At 65.2% G+C, this 20,878-nt stretch carries 18 protein-coding genes; all 18 read right to left on the reverse strand.

From position 1 onward, the window contains the following. Nucleotides 1-1,155 (reverse strand): UbiH/UbiF family hydroxylase, encoded by a 1,155-nt coding sequence (locus tag PQU95_RS11885; protein ID WP_272752221.1) that lies wholly within the window; start codon nucleotides 1,153-1,155, stop codon nucleotides 1-3. A gap of 78 nt (nucleotides 1,156-1,233) precedes the next feature. Continuing rightward, a complete protein-coding gene (locus PQU95_RS11890) occupies nucleotides 1,234-2,403 on the reverse strand; it encodes an FAD-dependent oxidoreductase (RefSeq protein WP_272752222.1) in 1,170 nt (389 codons plus the stop codon). A gap of 42 nt (nucleotides 2,404-2,445) precedes the next feature. Continuing rightward, nucleotides 2,446-3,735, reverse strand: coding sequence for an aminopeptidase P N-terminal domain-containing protein (locus tag PQU95_RS11895; protein WP_272752223.1), 1,290 nt, complete (start codon nucleotides 3,733-3,735; stop codon nucleotides 2,446-2,448). 36 nt (nucleotides 3,736-3,771) lie between these two features. Further along, a complete protein-coding gene (locus PQU95_RS11900) occupies nucleotides 3,772-4,143 on the reverse strand; it encodes a VanZ family protein (RefSeq protein ID WP_272752224.1) in 372 nt (123 codons plus the stop codon). A gap of 144 nt (nucleotides 4,144-4,287) precedes the next feature. Next, complete coding sequence (locus tag PQU95_RS11905; RefSeq protein ID WP_227303087.1) at nucleotides 4,288-5,097, reverse strand: MetQ/NlpA family ABC transporter substrate-binding protein; 810 nt, start codon at nucleotides 5,095-5,097, stop codon at nucleotides 4,288-4,290. A 43-nt stretch (nucleotides 5,098-5,140) separates the two neighbouring features. Beyond that, nucleotides 5,141-5,827 (reverse strand): methionine ABC transporter permease, encoded by a 687-nt coding sequence (locus tag PQU95_RS11910; RefSeq protein WP_272752225.1) that lies wholly within the window; start codon nucleotides 5,825-5,827, stop codon nucleotides 5,141-5,143. Continuing rightward, nucleotides 5,828-6,565 (reverse strand): methionine ABC transporter ATP-binding protein, encoded by a 738-nt coding sequence (locus PQU95_RS11915; protein WP_272752226.1) that lies wholly within the window; start codon nucleotides 6,563-6,565, stop codon nucleotides 5,828-5,830. It abuts the gene before it with no gap. 296 nt (nucleotides 6,566-6,861) lie between these two features. Then, nucleotides 6,862-7,623, reverse strand: coding sequence for a hypothetical protein (locus PQU95_RS11920; protein WP_272752227.1), 762 nt, complete (start codon nucleotides 7,621-7,623; stop codon nucleotides 6,862-6,864). 162 nt (nucleotides 7,624-7,785) lie between these two features. Continuing rightward, the gene (hemP, locus tag PQU95_RS11925; RefSeq protein ID WP_272752228.1) at nucleotides 7,786-7,974 is read right to left on the reverse strand and encodes a hemin uptake protein HemP; all 189 of its coding nucleotides are present in this window, start codon (nucleotides 7,972-7,974) and stop codon (nucleotides 7,786-7,788) included. 102 nt (nucleotides 7,975-8,076) lie between these two features. Next, nucleotides 8,077-10,299, reverse strand: a complete 2,223-nt coding sequence (locus PQU95_RS11930) for a catecholate siderophore receptor Fiu (protein ID WP_272752229.1) — start codon at nucleotides 10,297-10,299, stop codon at nucleotides 8,077-8,079. 204 nt (nucleotides 10,300-10,503) lie between these two features. Further along, nucleotides 10,504-11,856, reverse strand: a complete 1,353-nt coding sequence (locus PQU95_RS11935) for a sulfite reductase subunit alpha (protein WP_272752230.1) — start codon at nucleotides 11,854-11,856, stop codon at nucleotides 10,504-10,506. Beyond that, a complete protein-coding gene (locus PQU95_RS11940) occupies nucleotides 11,853-12,866 on the reverse strand; it encodes an FAD:protein FMN transferase (RefSeq protein WP_272752231.1) in 1,014 nt (337 codons plus the stop codon). The genes PQU95_RS11935 and PQU95_RS11940 overlap by 4 nt, the downstream gene beginning before the upstream one ends. Nucleotides 12,867-12,972: 106 nt before the next feature. Then, complete coding sequence (locus tag PQU95_RS11945) at nucleotides 12,973-13,851, reverse strand: DUF4198 domain-containing protein (protein ID WP_272752232.1); 879 nt, start codon at nucleotides 13,849-13,851, stop codon at nucleotides 12,973-12,975. Nucleotides 13,852-13,866: 15 nt separating this feature from the next. Next, a complete protein-coding gene (locus PQU95_RS11950) occupies nucleotides 13,867-14,379 on the reverse strand; it encodes a DUF2271 domain-containing protein (RefSeq protein WP_272752233.1) in 513 nt (170 codons plus the stop codon). A gap of 59 nt (nucleotides 14,380-14,438) precedes the next feature. Beyond that, nucleotides 14,439-15,641 carry a DUF3857 domain-containing protein gene (locus PQU95_RS11955; protein WP_272752234.1) on the reverse strand — a complete coding sequence of 401 codons (1,203 nt, stop codon included), beginning with the start codon at nucleotides 15,639-15,641 and terminating at the stop codon, nucleotides 14,439-14,441. 123 nt (nucleotides 15,642-15,764) lie between these two features. Then, nucleotides 15,765-17,156, reverse strand: coding sequence for an efflux transporter outer membrane subunit (locus tag PQU95_RS11960; RefSeq protein WP_272752235.1), 1,392 nt, complete (start codon nucleotides 17,154-17,156; stop codon nucleotides 15,765-15,767). Nucleotides 17,157-17,168: 12 nt separating this feature from the next. Then, nucleotides 17,169-19,112 carry a MacB family efflux pump subunit gene (locus PQU95_RS11965; RefSeq protein WP_272752236.1) on the reverse strand — a complete coding sequence of 648 codons (1,944 nt, stop codon included), beginning with the start codon at nucleotides 19,110-19,112 and terminating at the stop codon, nucleotides 17,169-17,171. Further along, nucleotides 19,109-20,872, reverse strand: coding sequence for an efflux RND transporter periplasmic adaptor subunit (locus tag PQU95_RS11970; RefSeq protein WP_272752237.1), 1,764 nt, complete (start codon nucleotides 20,870-20,872; stop codon nucleotides 19,109-19,111). The genes PQU95_RS11965 and PQU95_RS11970 overlap by 4 nt, the downstream gene beginning before the upstream one ends. Nucleotides 20,873-20,878 lie beyond the last annotated feature (6 nt).

Below are 20,878 nucleotides of genomic sequence, written 5' to 3' on the forward strand. Positions count from 1 at the left end.
TTAAAAGCCCACGGCGTGGCGGGCGAGCTGGCGCTTGATCAGCGGCAGACGGTTAGTCAGGTTCAAGCCGGCATTGCGCAGCCAGGCCAGGCCAGGCGTCTGTTTGGCATGAAACAGGCCAAACAGGGCATCGCAGGTAAGTTGCATGGTTCGGACAGCTTCTTTGCGGCTTCGTTCATAGCGGCGTAGCGCCAGCCATTGGCCACAATCGCCCTGGCCGGCCAGCGCTGCGGCCAACCTGGCGGCGTCCTGAAAGCCCAGGTTCACGCCCTGCCCCGCTAGCGGGTGCACCGTGTGCGCCGCATCGCCCACCAGCGCCACGCGCTCGGCTATCACCTGCTCGGGGGTAATCAGGCGCAAGGGGAAAGCAGCCGCCGGCGTAAGCACCTCCAGGCGCCCCAGCGCATGGCCGCCCGCGTCGGCCACCACCTCGGCCAGACGCTCGGCCGGCAGTGCCAGCAGCGGCTCGGGCTGGCTGGTGGACCACACCATGCTGATACGGTTGCCGGGCATGGGCAGCCAGGCCAGGATGCCATCACCCAGAAACCACTGCCGTGCGATATCGCCATGCGGCTTTTCGCAGGCAAAATTGGCCACTACGCCGCTGTGGCCGTAGGGCTTGATGTTGGCCGCAATGCCACTTTGCTGGCGCACCCAGGAGTTCGCCCCGTCAGCCCCCACAATCAGCTGCGCCTGCAGCTTGCGGCCATCGTCCAGCACCAGGCCGGCGTGCTGCGGCGCCTGCCACAGCGCCTGCGGGCGTTGGCCGCGAATCACCGTCACCCCGCTAGCGTGCTGCAGCTGCTGCCAGATGGCAGCCAATAGCCAACGGTTTTCGGCTATCCAGGCTAGTGCTTCGGCGCCGGCGTCGGCAGCAGAAAAGGCAATCTGCCCGCCCAGGTCGCCACGCACATCCATACTGGCAATGGTGCCTATGCGCGCCATGTCCGGCCAGGCGCCCAGCCCTGCCAGAAAGGCACGGTTGGCCGGGCTGATGGCATAAATGCGCGCATCCCAGCCGTCTTGCAGGCTGTCTAGCGACTCGCCCTGCCCCTCTACCAAGGCTACACGGCGGCCCTGTTTATCCAGCGCCAGCGCCAGCGCGGCACCTACCAGCCCCCCGCCTACCACCAGCACATCGTATTGCTCGTTCATCTTCTGCTTTCTGACATGAAGCGGCCAACCTTAACGCAAAACCAGACGCAAGGTTGGCCGCAGCAAAGCCGTATTCTTTTATACACCCACGCCAAACACCAGATGGCTGGCAAAGGCACGCCGCGCCGGTGCTACCGCATCCACCGCCGACATGCCCACCCCGCGCAATGCCTTGACGACCGGGTGATGGCCGTCAAACAGCTGGATCAGGCCGTGGGTGAAGCCTACCACGGCGTGGCTATCCACCCGCCGGCTGGCGCTATAACGGCGCAGCACAGCGGCGTCGCCCGGGTCGGCAGCCCCCGCCAGCGCGTCCACCAGGCCTACCGCATCGCGCAGGCCCAGGTTAAAGCCCTGCGCGGCTACAGGGTGCATGGTTTGCGCAGCATTGCCAATCATGACCACACGGCCGGAGCTAACCTTGTTCAGCTGGCGCAGGGCCAGCGGGAACACCGCGCGCGCGCCCACCGCAGTGAACTGCCCCAGGCGCTCGCCAAAGGCTTGCTGCAGCTCGGCCAGCACCACGGCATCGTCAGCCTCACGCAGGCGCGCGGCGTCGGCGTGGCTACGCGTCCACACCAGCATCATGCTGTCGCCGTAAGGCAGCAGGGCAAACGGGCCATCGCTGGCAAAACGCTCGTAGGCGCGGTGCTGGTGCGGCTGGCTGGTTTGCACCTGCGCCAGCACGGCGCTTTGCTGGTAGTCGTGCACATGGCGGCGGATGCCGGGCAAGCTTTCTGCCAGCGCCCCGCCCTCGGCCAGCACCAGCAGGCGGCTGGTCAGCGTGGCCTGCGTGCCATCGGCCTGGCGCAGCGTCACCGTGGCGTAACGCGATAGCGACTTGGCCTGCTCTACCCGGGTTTGCCACAGCACGGTGACGCTGGAGGTGGCCAGCGCCTGCGCCAGCGCAGCCGTCAGCACCGGGTAGTCGATGACGGCGCCCAGATGCGGCAGCCCCAGGTCGGTATGTTGCAGCACGGTGCGGCCAAAGCCGCCCTGCTGCGACACATGTACCGTATCGATGACGGTGGCCGGCAGGCTGTCCGGCCAGGCACCTGCCAGCGCCAGCTGCTCGCGGCTGTACCACGATAGCGCCAGCGCACGGGCATCGCGCACCGGCTCGTTCTCGGCGCGCGCTTCGATCAGTACCACCTGGCGGCCGGCTTGTGCCAGCCGCAACGCGGCCAGCGCACCTACCGGGCCACCGCCCACAATCACCACATCACTATGCTGAGGTATGTTTTGCATGCTTTATTGCCGCCTGGGGCGGCCTCCACATTGGGGCAGGCGTCAGGCCTGCATCAGGGCTTCGATATCGTCGATACGTTTTGGTGCCGCGTCGGTATACACATAGTGGCCAGTGGCGGTGACCTGCACATTGTCCTCGATGCGGATGCCGATATGGTGGTACGCCGCCGGCACGCTATCGTCCGGGCGGATATACAGGCCCGGCTCGATGGTGGTGCACATGCCAGGCTCGAAGCTGCGCCACTGGCCGCCCGGTTTGCGCAAGCCCACGTCGTGCACGTCCAGACCAATGAAATGGCCAATGCCGTGCATGTAGAAACGGCGGTATTCGCCAGACTCGATCACACCGTCCACCGTGCCCTGCAGCAGCTTGTAATCCAGCATGCCCTGTACCAGCACGCGCAAGGCGGCGTCGGCCGGCACGTTCAATGCCACGCCGGGGGCGATGGTGTCGATGGCGGCCAGCTCGGCGGCCAGCACCACGTCGTACAGGTCGCGCTGCGGGCCGCTAAAGCGCCCGTTTACCGGAAAGGTGCGCGTGATATCGCCGGCGTAGCCGCGAAACTCGCAGCCAGCGTCGACCAGCAGCAAATCGCCATTGTTCAGGCGCGCATTGTTGGCCGCATAGTGCAAGGTGCAGGCGTTGGCGCCACCGGCGACAATGCTCTCGTAAGCCGGGTAACGCGCGCCATGGCGGATAAAGTGGTGCAGCAGCTCGGCTTCCACCTCGTATTCGTACATGCCGGGGCGGGTGGCACGCATGGCGCGCACATGGGCCTCGGCCGAGATCTGCCCGGCGTGGTGCAGCACAGCCAGCTCGCGCTCGTCCTTGCGCAGCCGCATCTCGTCGATCAGCGGCAGCAGGTCGCCGTACTGTGCCGGGGCATCCACCCCCGCGCGCGCGCGGCTGCGTACGCTGGCCAGCCAGCCGGCCACGCGGGCATCGATCTGCCCATTGCCCACCGGCCAGTACAGCGCCGGTACGTTTTCCAGCAACGCCGGCAAGCGGGTATCCAGCTCGCTGATGCTGTAGGCCTCGTCAAAGTCGAACGCCTCTGCAGCAGCAGCCGGGCCGTAACGGAAACCATCCCAGATTTCCATGTCCGGATTTTTATCGCGGCAAAACAGCATGCTCTTGCCACGGTGGCCATCCAGCACCAGCACTGCTTCCGGCTCGTCGAAGGCGGTGAGGTACAAGAAGTGGCTATCGGCGCGGTAGGGGTAATGCGCGTCGGCATTACGGATAACCATGGGCGCGGTGGGCAGCACGGCGATGGCATCGCCCAGGCTGGCCAGCAGCTGCTGGCGGCGGTGTTGCAGGCTAAGTGGCATGGTGTTCATACCCGGCAAGAGAAAACGGCGCCCAGTTTACACCCGCGCACGCCACAGAGCGATGCCATGCGCGGCCAACATGACGCCGGTCAAAGCGCCCGCCATATCGGCCACGGCATCCATTACCTCGGCGCTACGCGTCGTGGTAAGCAGCGCCTGCCCCAGCTCGGAGCCCACGGCCCACAGCAGGCACAGGCCCAGTACAGCGGGCATGAGCTGACGTAATGGCTGCCCCCGCCAAGCGCGCGGCAAGGCCAGCAACAGGGCACCCAGTGCAAACAGGCAAAAGTGGCCAATCTTGTCGAAATAGGGAATGCCGGACGGCGTACCGGCCGGCTTCAACAGCAACAGGTAAACGGAGGCCAGCCACCACAGGGCAGCAGGCAGATAGGCAATCAAACGGGACACGGCAGGCACCGGCTTGGACAAAGGCGCCATGCTGCCACGTTCGCGGCATAAAAAAAAGCGGACCGAAGTCCGCCATAGAAGCCTTGAATGCCAGGAGTTTTCAAGGAAAAAGTGCCGTGCTGCCTGGCAGCACGGGTAAAACGCTTACTTCCAGTCTGCCGGGAATTTGTAGCCCGGGTACTTAGGCTCGGCCCAGGCACGGAATTCTTTCGATTTGTAGGCCGCAATCACGTCTTTGGCCCACGGCTTGTTCAGGTCAGCAGCCTTGATCACGCCCCAGTTTACGTAGGCGTAGCTCTTTTCCTGGAACACGGCTTCGGTCAGCTTGATGCCGGACGAGATAGCGTAGTTGCCGTTCACCACGGCAAAGTCCACGTCAGCGCGCGAGCGCGGCAGCTGGGCAGCTTCCAGCGGCACGATCTTGATCTTCTTCACGTTCACTTCGATATCACGCTCGGAAGCGGTCAGCGGGTTGATGCCTTTTTTCAGCTTTACCCAGCCCAGGTCGTTGAACATCACCAGCGCGCGGGCGAAGTTGGATGGGTCGTTCGGCGCGGAAACGGTGCTGCCTTCTTTCACGTCTTTCAGCGATTTCAGCTTGCCCGGGTACACACCCAGCGGTGCGGTAGGCACCTGGAACACTTCTTTCAGGCTCAGCTTGTGCTCTTTGGAGAAGTTGTCCAGGTAAGGCTTGTGCTGGAATACGTTCACGTCCAGCGAGCCTTCCTGCAGGGCCAGGTTCGGGCGCACGTAGTCGGTGAACTCCACCAGTTTCACGGTGTAGCCTTTTTTCTCCAGAATAGGCTTGATGGCCTGTTTCACCTGGTCGCCAAAATCGCCAACGGTGGTACCGAACACGATTTCTTTCTTGGCCGGGTCAGCGGCTTGTACGTTGGCCGCAAAGGCCAGACCGAGGGTGGCAACTGCCAGTGTCTTGAGGGCAAAACGACGCATTTTTATGCTCCTTGTGAGAGAGATCTCTTTGTCTTGATCGGGTTTAACGTTTATCGAGCCGGGCCGCCAGGCGGTTACCGGCAAACTGGATCAGCTGCACGATCACCACCAGCAGCAGCACCATGGCGATCATCACTTCACTCTGGAAGCGGTAGTAGCCGTAGCGGATGGCCAAATCGCCAATGCCGCCGCCACCCACCACGCCGGCCACGGCCGAGTAGCTCAGAAAGCTGATGGTGAGGATGGTGAGGCTGGAAATCAGGCCGGCACGCGCTTCGTTGATCAGTACCTTGACGATGATCTGCGCCGGGCTGGCACCCATGGCCTCGGCCGCTTCCACCACGCCACGCGGGATCTCGCGCAGGGTCTGCTCTACCAGGCGGGCAAAGTACGGAATGGCGGCAAACGACAGCGGCACGGCCGCGGCGATCGGGCCGATGGTGGAACCTACCAGCACGCGGGTAAGCGGCACCAGCGACACCATCAGGATAATGAAGGGGAAGGAACGCACCAGGTTCACCAGCCAGCCCAGCACACCATTCACCGTACGGTGGGCAAACAGCTGGCCCGGCTGCGTCAGGTACAGCAGGATGCCCAGCGGGCCGCCCAGCAAAATAGCCGCCGTCAAGCCGATGCCCAGCATCAGGCCGGTTTCCAGGCTGGCTTGCCCGATTTCCGGCGCCAGGTCGGACAAATTGGCCAGCGCTTGGGCAAAAGTCAGCTCTTCCATTTACGCCACCTCCAGCAGGGATTTGGCCAGGGCCGACTGCGCGCTGACCTGCTTGTCTTGCACGCTCAGGATTTCCACCACTTCACCGGCGTCCAGCAGTGCGGCACGGTGGCAGATGGAACGGATCACGTGCATCTCGTGGGTAACAATCACCACGGTCACGCCAAAGCGGGCGTTGATGTCCTGCAGGCAATCAAGGATGGACTGGGTGGTTTTCGGGTCCAGCGCCGATGTCGGCTCGTCGGCCAGGATCACGTGCGGGCGCGGTGCCAGCGCACGGGCAATGCCGACGCGCTGCTTCTGGCCGCCAGACAGCTGCGCCGGGTAGTGCTGGGCGCGGTCGGCCAGGCCGACAATGTCCAGACACTCGGCCACGCGGGCGTCGATATCGGCCTGCTGCCAGCCGGCAATTTCCAGCGGGAAAGCAATGTTGGCCGCAACCGTGCGGTTGGCCATCAGGTTGAACTGCTGAAACACCATGCCGATATTCTGGCGGGCACGGCGCAGCGCGCTGGCAGACAGGGCCGTGAGCGGCTGGCCGTCCACGGTAACGCTACCGCTATCGGGGCGCTCCAGCAGGTTGATCAGGCGCAGCAAGGTGGACTTGCCGGCACCGGAAAACCCGATCAGGCCAAAAATCTCGCCGGCACGGACGTGCAGGCTGGTATCACGCACGGCGTCAAACCAGCCGCCCTCGGGCTTCTGGAAACGCTTATGTACGTTTTTCAGGTGAATCATGTGAACTCCAAAGCAAAAAAGCCCGCCGGTTTGTCGCTGGCGGGCTTTAAGCTGGGGAATTTTCACTACTGAAAATTCTGGTGGTAGTGGCTGTCACTACCCCCACGCTTTAGCTGTTTTACGCCCGCAAGCTGTGTCAAATCGGCGTTGAATCAAATATTTGATCGCAATTGAACACCAAATGTTCACTTACGTCAAGTACTGATGGCAGCCATATTAGCCATATGGCTGCCAGGTGTAAATATCTGTAGTTATAGAATTTTCTGCTATTTAAATACTGTATACAGCATATAGCGCTAACGCGGCTGGCAGCACACCAGCAGCTGCCCCAGCTCGCCAAAGCCCAGCGCGGCCGGCTCGCCCGGCTGCAAATGGATGACCCCGGCGTACGAGCCGGTAATCACCGCCTGCCCCGGCAAAATGCCCTGCCCTTGCTGCTGCAGGTAGCCTGCCAGCCACAATAGCGGCGCCAGCGGGTCACCGGCAGGGTGCACACCATCCAGCAGCTCGTCGCGCTCGCCCTGCTGCACGCGCAGCGGCATGGCTGCGGCGGCCAAGGCTGCGGCCAACGGCAGCGCCGGCCCCAGGTGCAAACCCTGGTTCACCAGGCCATCGGCCAGCGCCTGCAAAAAAGGCGGTTTGGGCTCGGCGTCAAAGCGGCTGTCTATCAGCTCCAGCGCCAGATGTACACTACTCACTGCCGCCAGGATTTCGTCCCTGCTGTAAGCACCAGCGCGCGGCGGCAAACCTTCGGCAAACACAAATGCCAGCTCGGACTCCACGCGCACCACACCATCACGCACCCACGCGTGGCAGGTGTCGCCGTGGCTGATGGTACTGGCGTAGATGGGGGCCAGCACCAGCCGCCCGTCCGACGGCATGCCGCACTTCCAGCCGCCCGCACTATTGCCCAGCAAAGCGCTCACGGCTTGCTGGATGGCCAGCGCATCCTGCAGCGTGGCGGGCGCTTGTGCTGCGGCCAACAGCGGGCCCTGCTGCCCGGCCAGGCGGCGCGAGGCCAGGGTAATGGCGGCTTGCTGGATGGCGGTGGTATCCATGGCGTGTCTTTCATCGGCTAAGGGTGGGGTTTTGTACCGGCACCGCGCCAGCTTGGCAAGCCCTGTTCTGCGCAGATACCCCCGAATGCAAACAGCGCCCCGTAACGGTGCGCTGCAAAATGAAGCCGAAACCCAGGCTGCGCGGCAAACGCGCCAGATGGCCTACTTGGTCAGGATCAGCTTGTTCTGCTTGGTGATCTGCAGCCGGTATTGCTGGCCGTTATGTTCGATCAGCAATGCCTTGCGCTGGGCAAACAGGCTATCGCTGCTGATGATGTCTACCAGCTCGGCTGGCAGTGCCGGTGCACTGGGTGTGTCTGCTACGGCGGTTTGCGTTGGCGTGCTATTCATTTTCCTGCCTTGGCATACGGGCAAAATGGTGGCGTATCACCCTCGGTAGCAGGCATGGCAGCACGCTGCCATGCCTGCCGGGCTCAGGCGGCTTTACCTGGCTTAGAAGGTAAAGTTGGCCGTCAGGTTAGCGGTGCGAGGCGCACCTGGAATGTAACGGGTACGGTTGTTGTTCAGGCTGGCGATGTACTTCTCGTCCAGCAGGTTGTACACGTTCAACTGCAGGTCCACGTTCTTGTTCAGCTTGTAGCTGGCCATGGCGTCTACCACGGTGTAAGCCGGGATGCCCGGCACGTACTCGGTTGTACGCACTTTGGTATTGGTATTCTTGCCCATGTAACGCACACCACCACCGATGGTAAGGTCATTGTTTACCTTGTAGCTGCTCCACAGGGTGGCGCTCCATTCTGGCGACCAGTCCGCCGACTGGCCGGTGACACCCGCTGTAGAGGTGGTGGAGCCTTCGGTGATGTCGGTCTTCATGTGCGCCAGGCCGGCAGTGACTTGCCATGCCGGAGTAATCTGGCCAACCAGGCCCAGCTCTACACCTTTTACTTCGCGCTTGCCGTACTGCAAGATGGCGCCGGTCACGCTATCGGCCTTGGCCAGCTCGTTCTTGTTGGTGGTCTGGTACAGCGCGGCAGTCAGGCCCAGCCTGTTATCCAGCAGGTCCCACTTGGTACCCAGCTCGATGTTCTCGGTTTTTTGAGGGTCCAGCGCGGTATTGCTGCTGCTGGTTGCTGTGGTAGACAGCGTGAAGTTGTCGCTGCCGGCCGGTTTTTGCGAGGTGGCGTACGCCAGGTAAACGCTGCCGTTGGCTGCCGGCTTGTATACCAGGCCCAGCTTGCCGCCCAGCAGGTTGCCGGATTTTTCCAGGTTGCTGGCAATCAGGTTGCTGCCGGATACGGTGGTGACGTCGGTCTGGGTGTTGTAGTGCTCCAGACGCAGGCCGCCGTTGAGTTGCCATTGCTCATTCAGCTTCAGCGTATCAAAACCGTAGACAGCGATGGTATTGGTAAAGCCCTTGGTCGACGCGCCAGTCAGTTTGGGGGCATAGGCCGTCAGCGCATCACCGCTATTCGGGTTGTAGGCGTTGGCTGCCGCCACGGTACCCAGACCGTCACGGGTGTAGCTGTTCTGGCCTTCGTGCAGCAGCTCCATGCCTACCAGCAGTTCATGCTCGATGCTGCCGGTCTTGAACTGGCTTTGCAGATTGGTCTGGTTGGCCAGAATGGTGTTGTCCTGCAGCGTACTCTGGCGGCTGCGCGAACTGGTCCACGCAGCCGGATTGCTGCTGGTGGTCGTGCTGGAGCCGACAGCAGTCAGGATGCGGTCAGTCTCCGATTTGCCGAAGCGGGTAATGTTGGCCAGCTTGTTGCCATTGGCAAAAGTGTGCTCCAGCTTGGCGGTGATCATGTCGGCGGTTACATCTTCGTAATCGCTATTCAGTCCGTAGTAGTTGCTGCTGTTCACCGGCAAGACGGCAACACCGGCCGGCGTGCCACTGTTGTAGTAGCCGTCCAGGCCGATGGTCGCCACGCCGCCATCCGGCACGTTATCTTGTTTGATGTGCTGTGCGTTCAGCGTGAATACGGTATTGGTATCCAGGCCGGTAGCCAGCGAAACGGCTACACCGTCGGTGTTTTTTTCCACAACGTCGCGGCCTGCCACGCCACCTTGCTGGCGCAGCAGGTTCACGCGTACCGCAGTGGTGTCGTCGATGACTTTGTTGGCATCCAGGGTGAAGCGCTGGTTATCGGCGGTGCTGGCACCCACGCTACCGGAGACCCGGTCTTCCAGATTGGCGCTCTTGCTGATCAGGTTCACGTAGCCGCTGGTCGCGCCGCGGCCGATGTCGGCGCCGGACGGGCCCTTGACGATTTCCACCTGCTCCAGATTGAAGGTGTCGCGCGATACCGCGCCCAGGTCGCGCACGCCATCCACAAAGGTACTGGCCTGCGTGGAGAAACCGCGCATGCTGAAGGTATCGCCAGCGCTGGTATTGCCACCCTCACCCAGCTGCATGGTAATGCCCGGGGTGTTCTGCAGCGCCTGCATCAGCGATACGGCACCTTGCTGCTGCAGCACTTCCTTGCTGATCACGGTCACGGTTTGCGGGGTATCTACCAGCGGCTGGGTCAGCTTTGCCGACGCCGACTTGGTTTTCTTGATCGCCGGGGTAGTTTGTTCCGGGGCGGTCACCTTGGTGGCAGGCAGCGTGGCTTCGGTTTGTGCCAGCACCAGGGCAGGCATGGTCAGCAGGGCGATGGCAGCAGCTTGACGACCCAGGGTCTTGCCGCTTTTGATGTATGCAGAGTGAGCCAAGAGGTTCTCCAGTGGTAGTTCGTGAGTGATTTTTGGCTGGCTTACTGCTTGAAATACCCCAGGCGAGGGCTCACAGCTGGCTGGCTACTGGTATAGTTGATTCGCTAATGATAACAACTATCATTAACTTTTCGCAACACCTGTTCACACTTCCGCAACATCTGCATCACCATCCGGCTACATTAGCCTGGGCAACACAAGCGCTTAGTACACGTCGCGGCAGTAGCGCCCTTCGGCCGCCAGCTCGTCCAGCACCGCCTCGCCCAGCACCTGGCGCAGCACCGCATCCACCCCGCTGGCCATACCGGCCAGGCTGCCGCACACGTAGATGGCTGCACCGTCGGCCACCCACTGCTGCAGACGCTCGGCCTGCTCGGCCAATACATGCTGCACGTAACGGCGCTGCGGCTGATCGCGAGAAAAAGCCGTATCCACATGCTGCAACACGCCCTGTTGCTGCAAAGCCTGCAACTCGTCGCGGTAGTAAAAGTCGTGCGCCACCTGGCGCTCGCCAAACAGCAGCCAGCCCGGCTGTGCTGCGGCCAACTGCTGGCGCGCGCGCAGGTGGCTGCGCAGGCCGGCCAGGCCAGTGCCATTGCCGATCAGGATCAAAGGCCTTGTGGCGTTGCCGGCCAGGCGGAAGCGGCGGTGCGGGCGGATGCGCAGACTCAGCGGCTCACCTAGCCCCAGGGTTTGCGTGAGGTGCTGCGAGGCGAGGCCAACCCGCCCCTGCTCGTCGGCACGCACCCGTACCAGCAGCTGCAGGCTGCCGTCAGCCGGGATCGACGCAATCGAGTACTCGCGCGGCCTACCCGGCTCGGCCGGCACCTGCACTTCTACCAGGTCACCAGACTGCCACGGCGGCAGCGGGCTGCCGTCGGCCGGGCGCAGCGCCAGGTGGTAGGTGGCGGCGCCACAGCTGCCCTCGTTGAGGCAGCGCCGCTCTTGCAGCTGCCAGCGCGCGAACGGCTGCGCCGCGGGCGCCGCGTTGATCGCCATGTCACCATCCTGCACGCCAGCCAGCGCGGCCAGCTGCCGCCGCCACGTCGCCAGTGCCACCTCGTCCAGCGCGTCTACATCAATGCGCGGGTACAGCGGTTCTGCGCCGCTATCGGCCAGCCAGCCATCCAGCGCCCGGCCAAAGGCGCAAAACTGCGCATAGCGGCGATCACCCAGCGCCAGCACGGCGTACTGCAGCTCACCCAGCGCAGCCGGGGTGGCAAGGTTGGCCGCAAAACGGCGCGCCATGTCCGGCGGCTCGCCCTCACCCGCGGTACTGGCTACCAGCAGCAGGCGGCTGGCCTGCTGCAGCGTGGCCACATCCAGCTGCGCCAGCGGCAGGCATTGCACCGCCAGCCCTGCCGCCTGCAGCGTAGCGGCGCTTTGCTGCGCCACGGCCTCGGCCTGGCCGCTCTGACTGGCGTAAGCCACCAGCCACGGCGCGGCCACGCTGGCGGCGCGCCGGCTGCGACGCCACTGCCGCCACGCGGCCACACACACACCGGCATAGGCCAGCCCCAGACCGGCCGCCCAGATCAGGCGTTCTTGTTCCATCATTGCTCTTCCATCATGTCCAGAAAGGCGCGGCTGTAGCGCACCTGTAGCTGCTCGCCGTCGCGCAGCAGGAAGGCCGCGGCCAACCCTTGCTGCTCGGCCAGCGCCATGCCGGCGTGCGGGCCCAGCACCGTCAGCGCGGTAGACCAGGCGTCGGCGGCCATGCACTCGGGGTGGATCACCGTCACCGAGGCCACGCCGCGCACCGGCTGGCCGCTACGCGGGTCCAGCGTGTGTGCGCAGCGTTCACCGTGGTGCCAGAACACCTTCAGGTAATCACCGGAGGTGGCCACCGACAAGCCATGCAGCGCCAACCGCGGCGCGGCCAACCCTGCGCTTTGGCTATCGTCCGGCAGCGCCAGCGCCACCCACCATGGCTGGCCGTCCGGCTTCATGCCCTCGCCGCGCAGCTCGCCGCCCACTTCCACCAGAAAGTGGCGGTAACCGTACAGGCGCAGATAGCGCGCCAGCAGGTCCACGCTAAAGCCCTTGGCCACCGACGACAGGTCCAGCTGCACGCCACCCGGCTGCAGCACGCTACGGTTGGCCGCATCCAGCTGCAGCGCTTGCCAGCGGCACTGCGCCAGCAAGGCGCGGGCCTCGTCCGCCGACGGCGGCACAAAACCGGCAGCGTCGTAGCGCGGTGCCGGGCCAAAGCCCCAGCGGTTCACCAGCGCACCGGCAGCCGGGTTGTAGGCGCCGTCGCTGGCTGCTGCCACCTGCAGCGCGTACTGCAGCACGGTGAAAAAGCCGCCCGGCAGCGGGTGCCAGCTGCCCGCCGGGGCGCGGTTGAAGCGGCCCAGGTCGGAGCCGGCTTCCCAGTGGCTCATCTCGGCCACCACGCCGTCCAGCTGCTGCTGTAGGCCAGCGGCCAGAAAATCGGGGATCTCGCCATCGATCGCCAGCAGCACCTGCCAGCTGGTACCCATGCTGTGGCCTGCAAAGCGCACCACGCGGGCGCGGGCAGGCGGGCAAGCCGGGTCGATGTGGCGGGGAATGAGGATGGCGGTCATACGTACTCTCTACCTTGCAATGGCGCACGCGCCATCAAAAACCAAGCGGCAGGCCAACGGCCTGCCGTGTCGCGGATGGGCGGGCCATAGGGCCCGACCGGTGCTGTTAAGGCAACACTTCCAGCGTGGCGGTGTAGCTGGCGCGGAACGGCGCCATCGGCATCATGCCAGGGCCGCCCATGCCAGGCTTGCCACCTTCGGGCGGCGGGCTGCCGGCACCCGGGCCACCTTGCGGCGGCGTCGGCATCGCATCGCGCTTGGGCCAGCTGGCGTTTACCCAGTACATGCCACCCTGCTTCCAGCTCACCTTGATCTCGCCCTTGGCGTCGGTGGTGTATACCTGTTCGTCCAGCAGGCCAGTGTGGCGCACGCCGCCACGCACCACGCTTACCGGCATGCCGGCTACCGGCTTGCCATCCATCAGCAGACGGAAACTGCTGTTATCACCGGCGAACAGTTCATTGGGGTGGCTGACGGCCTGCAGCTCCAGGCCCTTGCCAACCGCTTGTTGCACGCCGGCAGTGGGTTTGCCGGCGGTAACGAAGGTTTCGATACGGCTGACGCTGAGCGACTTGCTCACCTCGGTGGCCCCGGCCGGAATCTGCTGGTAGATGTTGGCCGGCGTACCGCGCACGCGCTTCACTTCGTTACCCAGCTTGTAGCTGGCCATGGCGCCCTCGCCCACCAGCGAAATACGGTAGCTGCCCGGCTGCTTCAGCTCGATGTCGAAGCTGTTACGGAAGCGGCTGCTGGTGATGTTCTGCGGGTTGACAGCAGCGCCATCCGGGCCGGTGATGCTGAGGCCGTCCAGCTTCAGCGGCTGGTGCTCAAAGTCAAACAGTGCTTCGGACACGGCGGCGTCCACGGTCACCCACGGCTTGTCGCCTTCGATGGCGCCGGCAGACGGCAGCAGCCAGCCACGGTGGGCCTGGGCAGACAGCGAGACCAGAGCCATGGCGGCCAGGGCGAGCAGTTTCTTGTTCATGGTGTGCGCTCCTGCTTATTTGGCGGTAACGGTGATCTTGCCCAGCTCGCCCTTACCCTGGGCGCTGGTCTGCTGCTCGCCTTTGGGCGGCCATTGCAGCGGCACGCGTACCAGCTCGCGGCCACCGGCTTCACGCGCCACCTCTACCACCACCTGGTAGGCGCCCGGCGCCAGCTTGCCCAGCGCCGATTTGTTGTCGGCAAACACCAGGGTGTGCTCGCCCGGCGCGCGGGTAGCGCTGGATACGCCATCTACCGGCAGGGTCAGCTCGCGGCCGCTCTTGCGCCACCACTGGCGCATATCGTTTACCCACTTGGTACCGGCGTTGTCTTTCTTTTTCAGGTCGTACCATACCGACAGGTTGCCGGCGAACTGCTGGTCGGCGGTTTCCAGCCACATGGCCAGGTAGGGGCGGTGGTACTCGGCCACGTTCAGCTGCGGCAGCTCTACTTTCACGGCCAGGTTGGCCGCCATGCCTGGTGCGGCGGCAGACGCCAGCGCCAGCGCCACGGGGTAACGGTATTTCATGCTCAAACTCGCTAGGTGGGGGTGGGTAAAGTGCAGCCGGGCTGCAATGCAAAATCGGTTTAAAACGGCCGCGGGTCATACGGTGCCCGCAACGGCAACTGCGGGCTGCCCAACAGCGCCGGGCTGAAACCGGCGCCAAACGGCAGCGGCGTGACGTCTGGCACAACAGGCAGCATGGATCCCGCCCCTGCGCTGGCACGCCCTGCCGGGTCCAGCCACTGCGCACGCATGCTGCCCTGCGCCGGCACGTGCAACAGCACGTCATCAAACGCCAGGCTGGTGGGCAACAGTGGCAGCGCGCTGCGATGGCGCCGGGCCAGCTGCGGGTAGCTGTCGAGACCGCGTGCGGCCAACAGCGCCTGCAACAGCGCGACCTTGTCGCGGCTATTGCCGTAGCCCTGCACCAGCACCTGCTCGGCAGCACGCGGCTGCAGCGCATGGCTGCTGTAGGCCAGATACGGGGCCGGCAGCTCGGCCACCCAGCGGTACAGCGCCTGCATCTCTTTCAAGCGCTCACCATCGCTGGTGGCGACCAGCTGCGCGGCTTTGTCCTGGATGGCAGCGGACGGCTGCGGCAGCGGCCACAGGTGTGCATAGGCCTGCCCCAAGGCCGACCAGTCGCGGTAGGCCGAGTAGGCAAAGTGCGGCACCGGCTGCGCACCGTCGCCGTTTAACTGCCACTGCGCCTGCCACTGCGCCTGCCATTGCACGCGGCCATCGGCCGGCGCCTGCTCGCGGATGTCGGCATTGGCGGCCACCTTCAGGCCCGAGCTGGCCGGCGCGCCGAGGCTGAAGTGCACCGAACGCAGGTTCTTGACGCTGGCCGGGTAGAAGTCGCCCTGCCTTGCCTGTAGCGGCAACAGCTGGCTGTCGGTACGGAAGCGGTACACCACACGCGCCCCTTTGGCCGCCTGCGGAAAGGCAATGTCCAGGCTGCGCATGCTTTGCGTGTAAGGGTTGGCTTGCGCCTTGCTGTACGGCTGGTCGGTCACCGCGCTGGCCGGTACCGGCACGCGGCGGCCGTCGGGCAGCACGGTGTAGGCCTCCAGCAAGGTGACAGTTTGCGTTTCGGGTCGGTACTCCAGCTGGCGTACGCGGTTGCGTGCCACGTCGCTGTCGTCTTCCAGCAGGATGTCGCGCGTCATTTCTTGCGTGCTGCGGCCGGCCTGCAGCTGCAGATCAACGTGGTACACCAGGTTGACTTCGGCCATGGCCGGCAGGCTGAGCAACAAGGCCAGCGGGAACAGATACGGTGCATTCATTTTCGTAATAATAATCTATTTGAGAACCATTATCATACATAAAAAACACGACACCATACATGCAAAACACATACAGACACTACCCATTGCTGCGGCCACACCGACACGGCATGGCCGCGCTGGTCAAACTATGGCTTCAGGCTGCCAGCCGCCGCCCAGCGCCTTGATCAGCGTGACGGTGGCTTGCTGCCGTACCAATCGCTGCTGCAGCAGGCTGTCGCGGCTGCTGGCGTGGCTTTTTTGTGCGGCCAACAGCGTGGCCATGTCCACCAGGCCCTGCTGCTGGCGGATACGCGTCAGCTGCAGCGTGCGCTCGGCCTCGCGGCTGCTTTGCTGCTGCAGGCGCTCCTGCTGTCGCGCCAGCGCCACCGCGTTCAGCGCGTCTTCCACCTCGCCCAGCGCGGTCAGCGTGCTCTTGCGGTAGCCGTGCAACAGCTGCAGGCGGGCAGCCTGGCTGCTGGCCACCTGGGCGCGCAGCTTGCCGCCGTCAAACAGCGTTTGCGCCAGGCTGGCGCCCAGGCTCAGGGTTTGCGTCGCGCCGGACAGCGACAGCAAGGCGGTAGAAGCCAGCCCGGCGCTGCCGGAAAGCTGCAGGCTGGGGTACAGCGCGGCACGGGCGGCGTCCAGGTTGGCCGCAGCCGCTGCCAGCTCGCTTTCTGCGTTTGCGATATCGGGGCGGCGGCGCAGCACCTCGGACGGCAAGCCGGCCGGCACGTCCGGCACCCGCAGCTCCAGCAGCGGCTCGCTGGCCACGCTGAAGCCCTGCGGCAGCTGGCCAGCCAGAATGGCCAGCGTGTTCAGCAGCGGTGGCTGCTGGTTTTGCAGGCTCAGCACCGTGGCCTGCTGCACCAGCCAGCTGCTGCGCACCTGGCTCACGTCCAGCTCGGTGGCCGCGCCGTGGCGTAGCTTGGCCTCGCTGATATCCAGTAGCTGGCGGCTGTCGCGCAGATTGGCCTGCGCCAGCGCCAGCCGCTCGCGCACCGCCTGCAGCTGGCAGTAGGCGTTGACCACCGCCACCACCAGCGTCTGGCGTGCGGTGGCCAGCTCGTAGCGGCTGCCCTGCAGGTTGGCCGCCACCGCGCGCTGGCTGGCGGCCACCTTGCCCCACAGGTCCACCTCGTAGCTAAGGCCAGCCGACAGGCTGCTGCTCTTGCTGGTAGTGCTGGCGCCAGCCGCTGTGTCGGTTTCACGCTGGCTGCTGCTGCCGCTAAGGCTGACCGACGGAAACAGGCTGCCCGCCACGCTGTCGGCGCTGGCTTGCGCCTGCTGCACGCGGGCCACCGCCTGCGCCAGGTCCGGGCTGCCTTGCAGCGCCTGCGCTACCAGCCGGTTCAGCTCGGCCGAGCCGAACAGCTGCCACCAGCGGTCGTCCAGCACGCTGGCGTTGCTGCGGGCGCTGGCCTGCGCCTGCCAGGCGTCGGGCAGTGCCAGCGCAGTGTCCTGCGGCGGCGTGGTCTGTGCGCAGCCGGCCAGCGTGGCCGCCAGCAGCGACAGGGTAAAAGCTTGATAACGCATGATGCTTGACTCCTAATCCGACGCCAGTGCCGCCACCGGGTCCATCTGGGCGGCCTTGCGTGCCGGCAGGTAACCGAACAGCAGGCCGGTGGAAAACGCGCAGCCAAAGGCCAGCACGATGGGCATGGCGGTGATCTTGACCGGGGTATCGAACGCAGCGATCAGCCAGGCGGTGCCCAGGCCGGCCACCACGCCGATGGCGCCGCCAATGGCCGACACCACCAGCGCCTCGATCAAAAACTGCTGCAGGATGTTGCGCTCGCGCGCGCCGGTAGCCATGCGGATGCCGATTTCGCGGGTACGCTCGGTTACCGACACCAGCATGATGTTCATCACCCCGATGCCGCCCACCAGCAAGGAGATGGCCGCAATGGCGCCCAGCAGCAGCGTCATGGTGTTCTGTGTTTCTTCGGTGGTGGCGATGATGGACGCCATATTGCGGATCTGGAAATCCACCTTGCCGTGGCGCTCGGCCAACAGCTGCTCCACGGCGGCCTGGGTTTCATCGATACGCGCCACATCCTTCACCGCCACGTTGACGTTGCGCAGGCTGCGCGCGCCCGAGATGCGCAGGTTGTTGGTGGCGTACGGCACGATGATCACGTCGTCCTGGTCCATGCCGCTGGGCGAGGCACCCTTGCGGCTCATCACGCCCACCACCTGCAGCATCACGTTATTGGCCATCACGAACTCGCCCAGCGGGCTGGGGTTGCCGGGGAACAGGTTTTCCGCCGCGGTCTTGCCCAGCACCGCCACGCCGGCGTAGCTGTCGTCGTCTTCTTCGGTAAAGAAGGTACCGCTGGACAGCGCCCAGTTGCGCGCTAGCGGGTAGCTGGCCGAGGTGGCGATCAGCGTGGTGCTGACGTCGTTTTCGCCGGCACGCAGCGTCACGCTGTTTTGCTGTTCCGGCACCGCTGCCAGCACGTTGTCTACCTGCTTGTTGATGGCGGCCACGTCTTCCAGCACCAGCGTGGACGGGCTGAAACCGCGCTGGTTGCTGCCGCCGGGGCGCACCAGCAGCAAGTTGCTGCCCATGGCGCTGATGTTGTCCACCACGCGCTGCTTGGCGCCGTCGCCGATGGCCATCATGGCAATCACCGAGCCCACGCCGATGACGATGCCCAGCAAAGTGAGCACGGCGCGGAACAGGTTGCCGCGCAGCGAGCGCAGCGCCAGGCGCACGGTTTCGGCCAGATCGGCCAGCGTGCTGAAGGCGCGGTGCACCAGCGGCGGCTGGTAGTTGGCCGCAGCCTCGCCGTGGCGGCCGCTATCACTGAGGATATGGCCGTCGCGGATTTCGATAACGCGGCTGGCGTGGGCCGCCACTTCTGCCGCGTGGGTGATCAGGATCACGGTATGGCCGCGCTGCGACAGGTCTTTCAGCAGCCGCATCACGTCGGCGCCGCTCTTGCTGTCCAGCGCACCGGTGGGTTCGTCGGCCAGGATGATGCGGCCGCCGTTCATCAGCGCGCGGGCAATCGACACCCGCTGCTGCTGGCCGCCGGACAGCTGGCTGGGGCGGTGGTACAGGCGCTCTTCCAGCCCCAGCTCGCGCAGCAGCTGCACGGCGCGGGCACGGCGCTCGGCGTGCGGCACGCCGGCGTACATGGCCGGCATCTCCACGTTTTCCACCGCCGTGCCGGCGGCGATCAGGTGGTAGCTCTGGAACACAAAGCCGAACTCTTCGCGCCGCAAGCGCGCCAGTTCGTCACGGTTCAGGCCGCTAACGTCCTGGCCGCGGAACAGGTAGCGGCCGCTACCGGGGCGGTCCAGGCAGCCCAGGATGTTCATCAGCGTGGACTTGCCCGACCCCGACGCGCCGACGATGGCAAGGAATTCGCCTTCGTGGATGGCCAGGTCGATGCCGTGCAGCACGGTGCTTTCCAGCTCGCCCTGGCGGTAGGATTTGGTCACCGCCGACAGCTGGATCAGCGGTACGGCTGGCTGCTGGCTCATCGGCCGGCCCCCATGCCCGGTGCGCCCATGCCTGCCGGCGGGCCCATGTCGGCATTACGGTTGCTGTTCTTGCGCGCCGCTTCCTTGTCTTGCGCCTTCTCGCCCACGATCACGCGCTCGCCCGGTTTCAGCCCGCCCAGCACCTGGTAGCTGACACGGTCGGTAATGCCCACCGTTACCTTGCGTTCCACGATGCTGTTATCCGGCAGCACCACGCGCACCGTGCCTTCGCGCACGCGCTGCTGTCGGCCGCCGCTGCCGACGCCGCTCCACACCGGCAACGCGCGCGGCTTGACGCGGGCCGCGTCGGCAGCAGGGTTGGCCGCCTTGCCGGCTTTGTCCGTTTTGCCCGGGTTGGCCGCAGCGGCCTGCAGCGCGGCGCCACCACGCGCCCCGGCCGGCGGCATGCCGCCCTCGCCCTGCGCCTGGCGCTGCTCGGCGCGGCGCGCACGCCAGGCTTCGCGCTGCGCCGGCGTCATGCTTTCAAACTGTTTGCGCCGCGCTTCGCGCTCGGCGTCGGACAGCGGCGCACCGCCAAAGCCGGCCGGGCGCTCGCCTGCGGGCGGCAGCATGCCGGCTGCGTCCATCGCGGCGTTGGCAGGCAGCACCTGACGCTTGGCTGCTTGATGGTTGGCCGCAGCCTTGCCTTCTTTGCCTGGCACAGCGGCGCCCGCCTGCGGCAGCTGGCCTTTGCCCGCGCTGGCCTCGCCGCGTGGCGCCTCGCCAGCCGCACCTGAGGCTTCTGGCTGGCCGCGGCGGCTACCCGGCGCCATGCGCGCCAGCTTCACCGCACCGGCCGGCACCACCAGCGTGTCGTGCGCTTCGGCAGCCACGAAGAACACCTGCGCCGTCATCTGCGGCAGCAGGTTACGCTGCTGGTTCTTCACGTCGAACAGTGCGTTGTACAGCACCACATTGTTGTTCACCGTGGGGGTGGGTTCTACCTTGCGCAGCTCGCCCTGGTAACGGCGGTTGCGGCTGCCCAGCGTGGTGAAGTAAACCGGCATGCCGGGGCGCAGGCGGGTAACGTCGGCCTCGGACACCTGGGTCTGTACGGTCATGGTGGACAGGTCAGCAATGCGCAGCAGCGTGGGCGACGACTGGCTGGCGTTGATGGTCTGGCCCTGCTTCAGCGAGATCGACACCACCACGCCGTCCATCGGTGCCAGGATTTGCGAATACTTGAGGCTGGTTTCATCCACGCGCAGCGTGGACTCGGCCTGCTCGATCTGCGCCTGTACCGACGCCACCTGGGCGCGGGCACTGCGCAGGCTGGCTTGCGCCTGTTGCAGGCTGTCGTCGCTGGTGGCGCTGTCGCGCGCCAGGTTTTGCTGGCGCTGCAGCTGCTGCTCGGCCAGCTGCAGGTCGGACTGGCGCGCCAGCAAGGTGGCCTGCAGGTTTTTCAGCGCGGCGCGGCGGGCGTCGACAGTGGCACGGTAAACGGTGGAGTCGATCTCGGCCAGCAGGTCACCCTTTTTCACCACCGAGCCGACTTCGGCGTAGATTTTTTCCAGCTGCCCGGACACCTGCGCCCCCACGTCTACGTAGTCGCTAGGCTGCAGGCTGCCGGTGGCGGTAACCAGGTCTTCGATATCGCCCTGCTGCACGCTGGCAATCAGGTAACGCGACAGCGCGTCTTCCTGCGCGTGATAGTGCTGCCAGCCGTACCAGCCGGCGGCCGCCAGCGCGGCAACAATACCGCCGGCCAGCGCCATGCGCTTGCCGCTACGGCGACGAGGGGTGGAGGGAGTCGGGTTCATGTCGGC

This window comes from Vogesella aquatica (assembly GCF_028548455.1).
GTDB classification, from domain to species: Bacteria; Pseudomonadota; Gammaproteobacteria; order Burkholderiales; family Chromobacteriaceae; genus Vogesella; species Vogesella aquatica.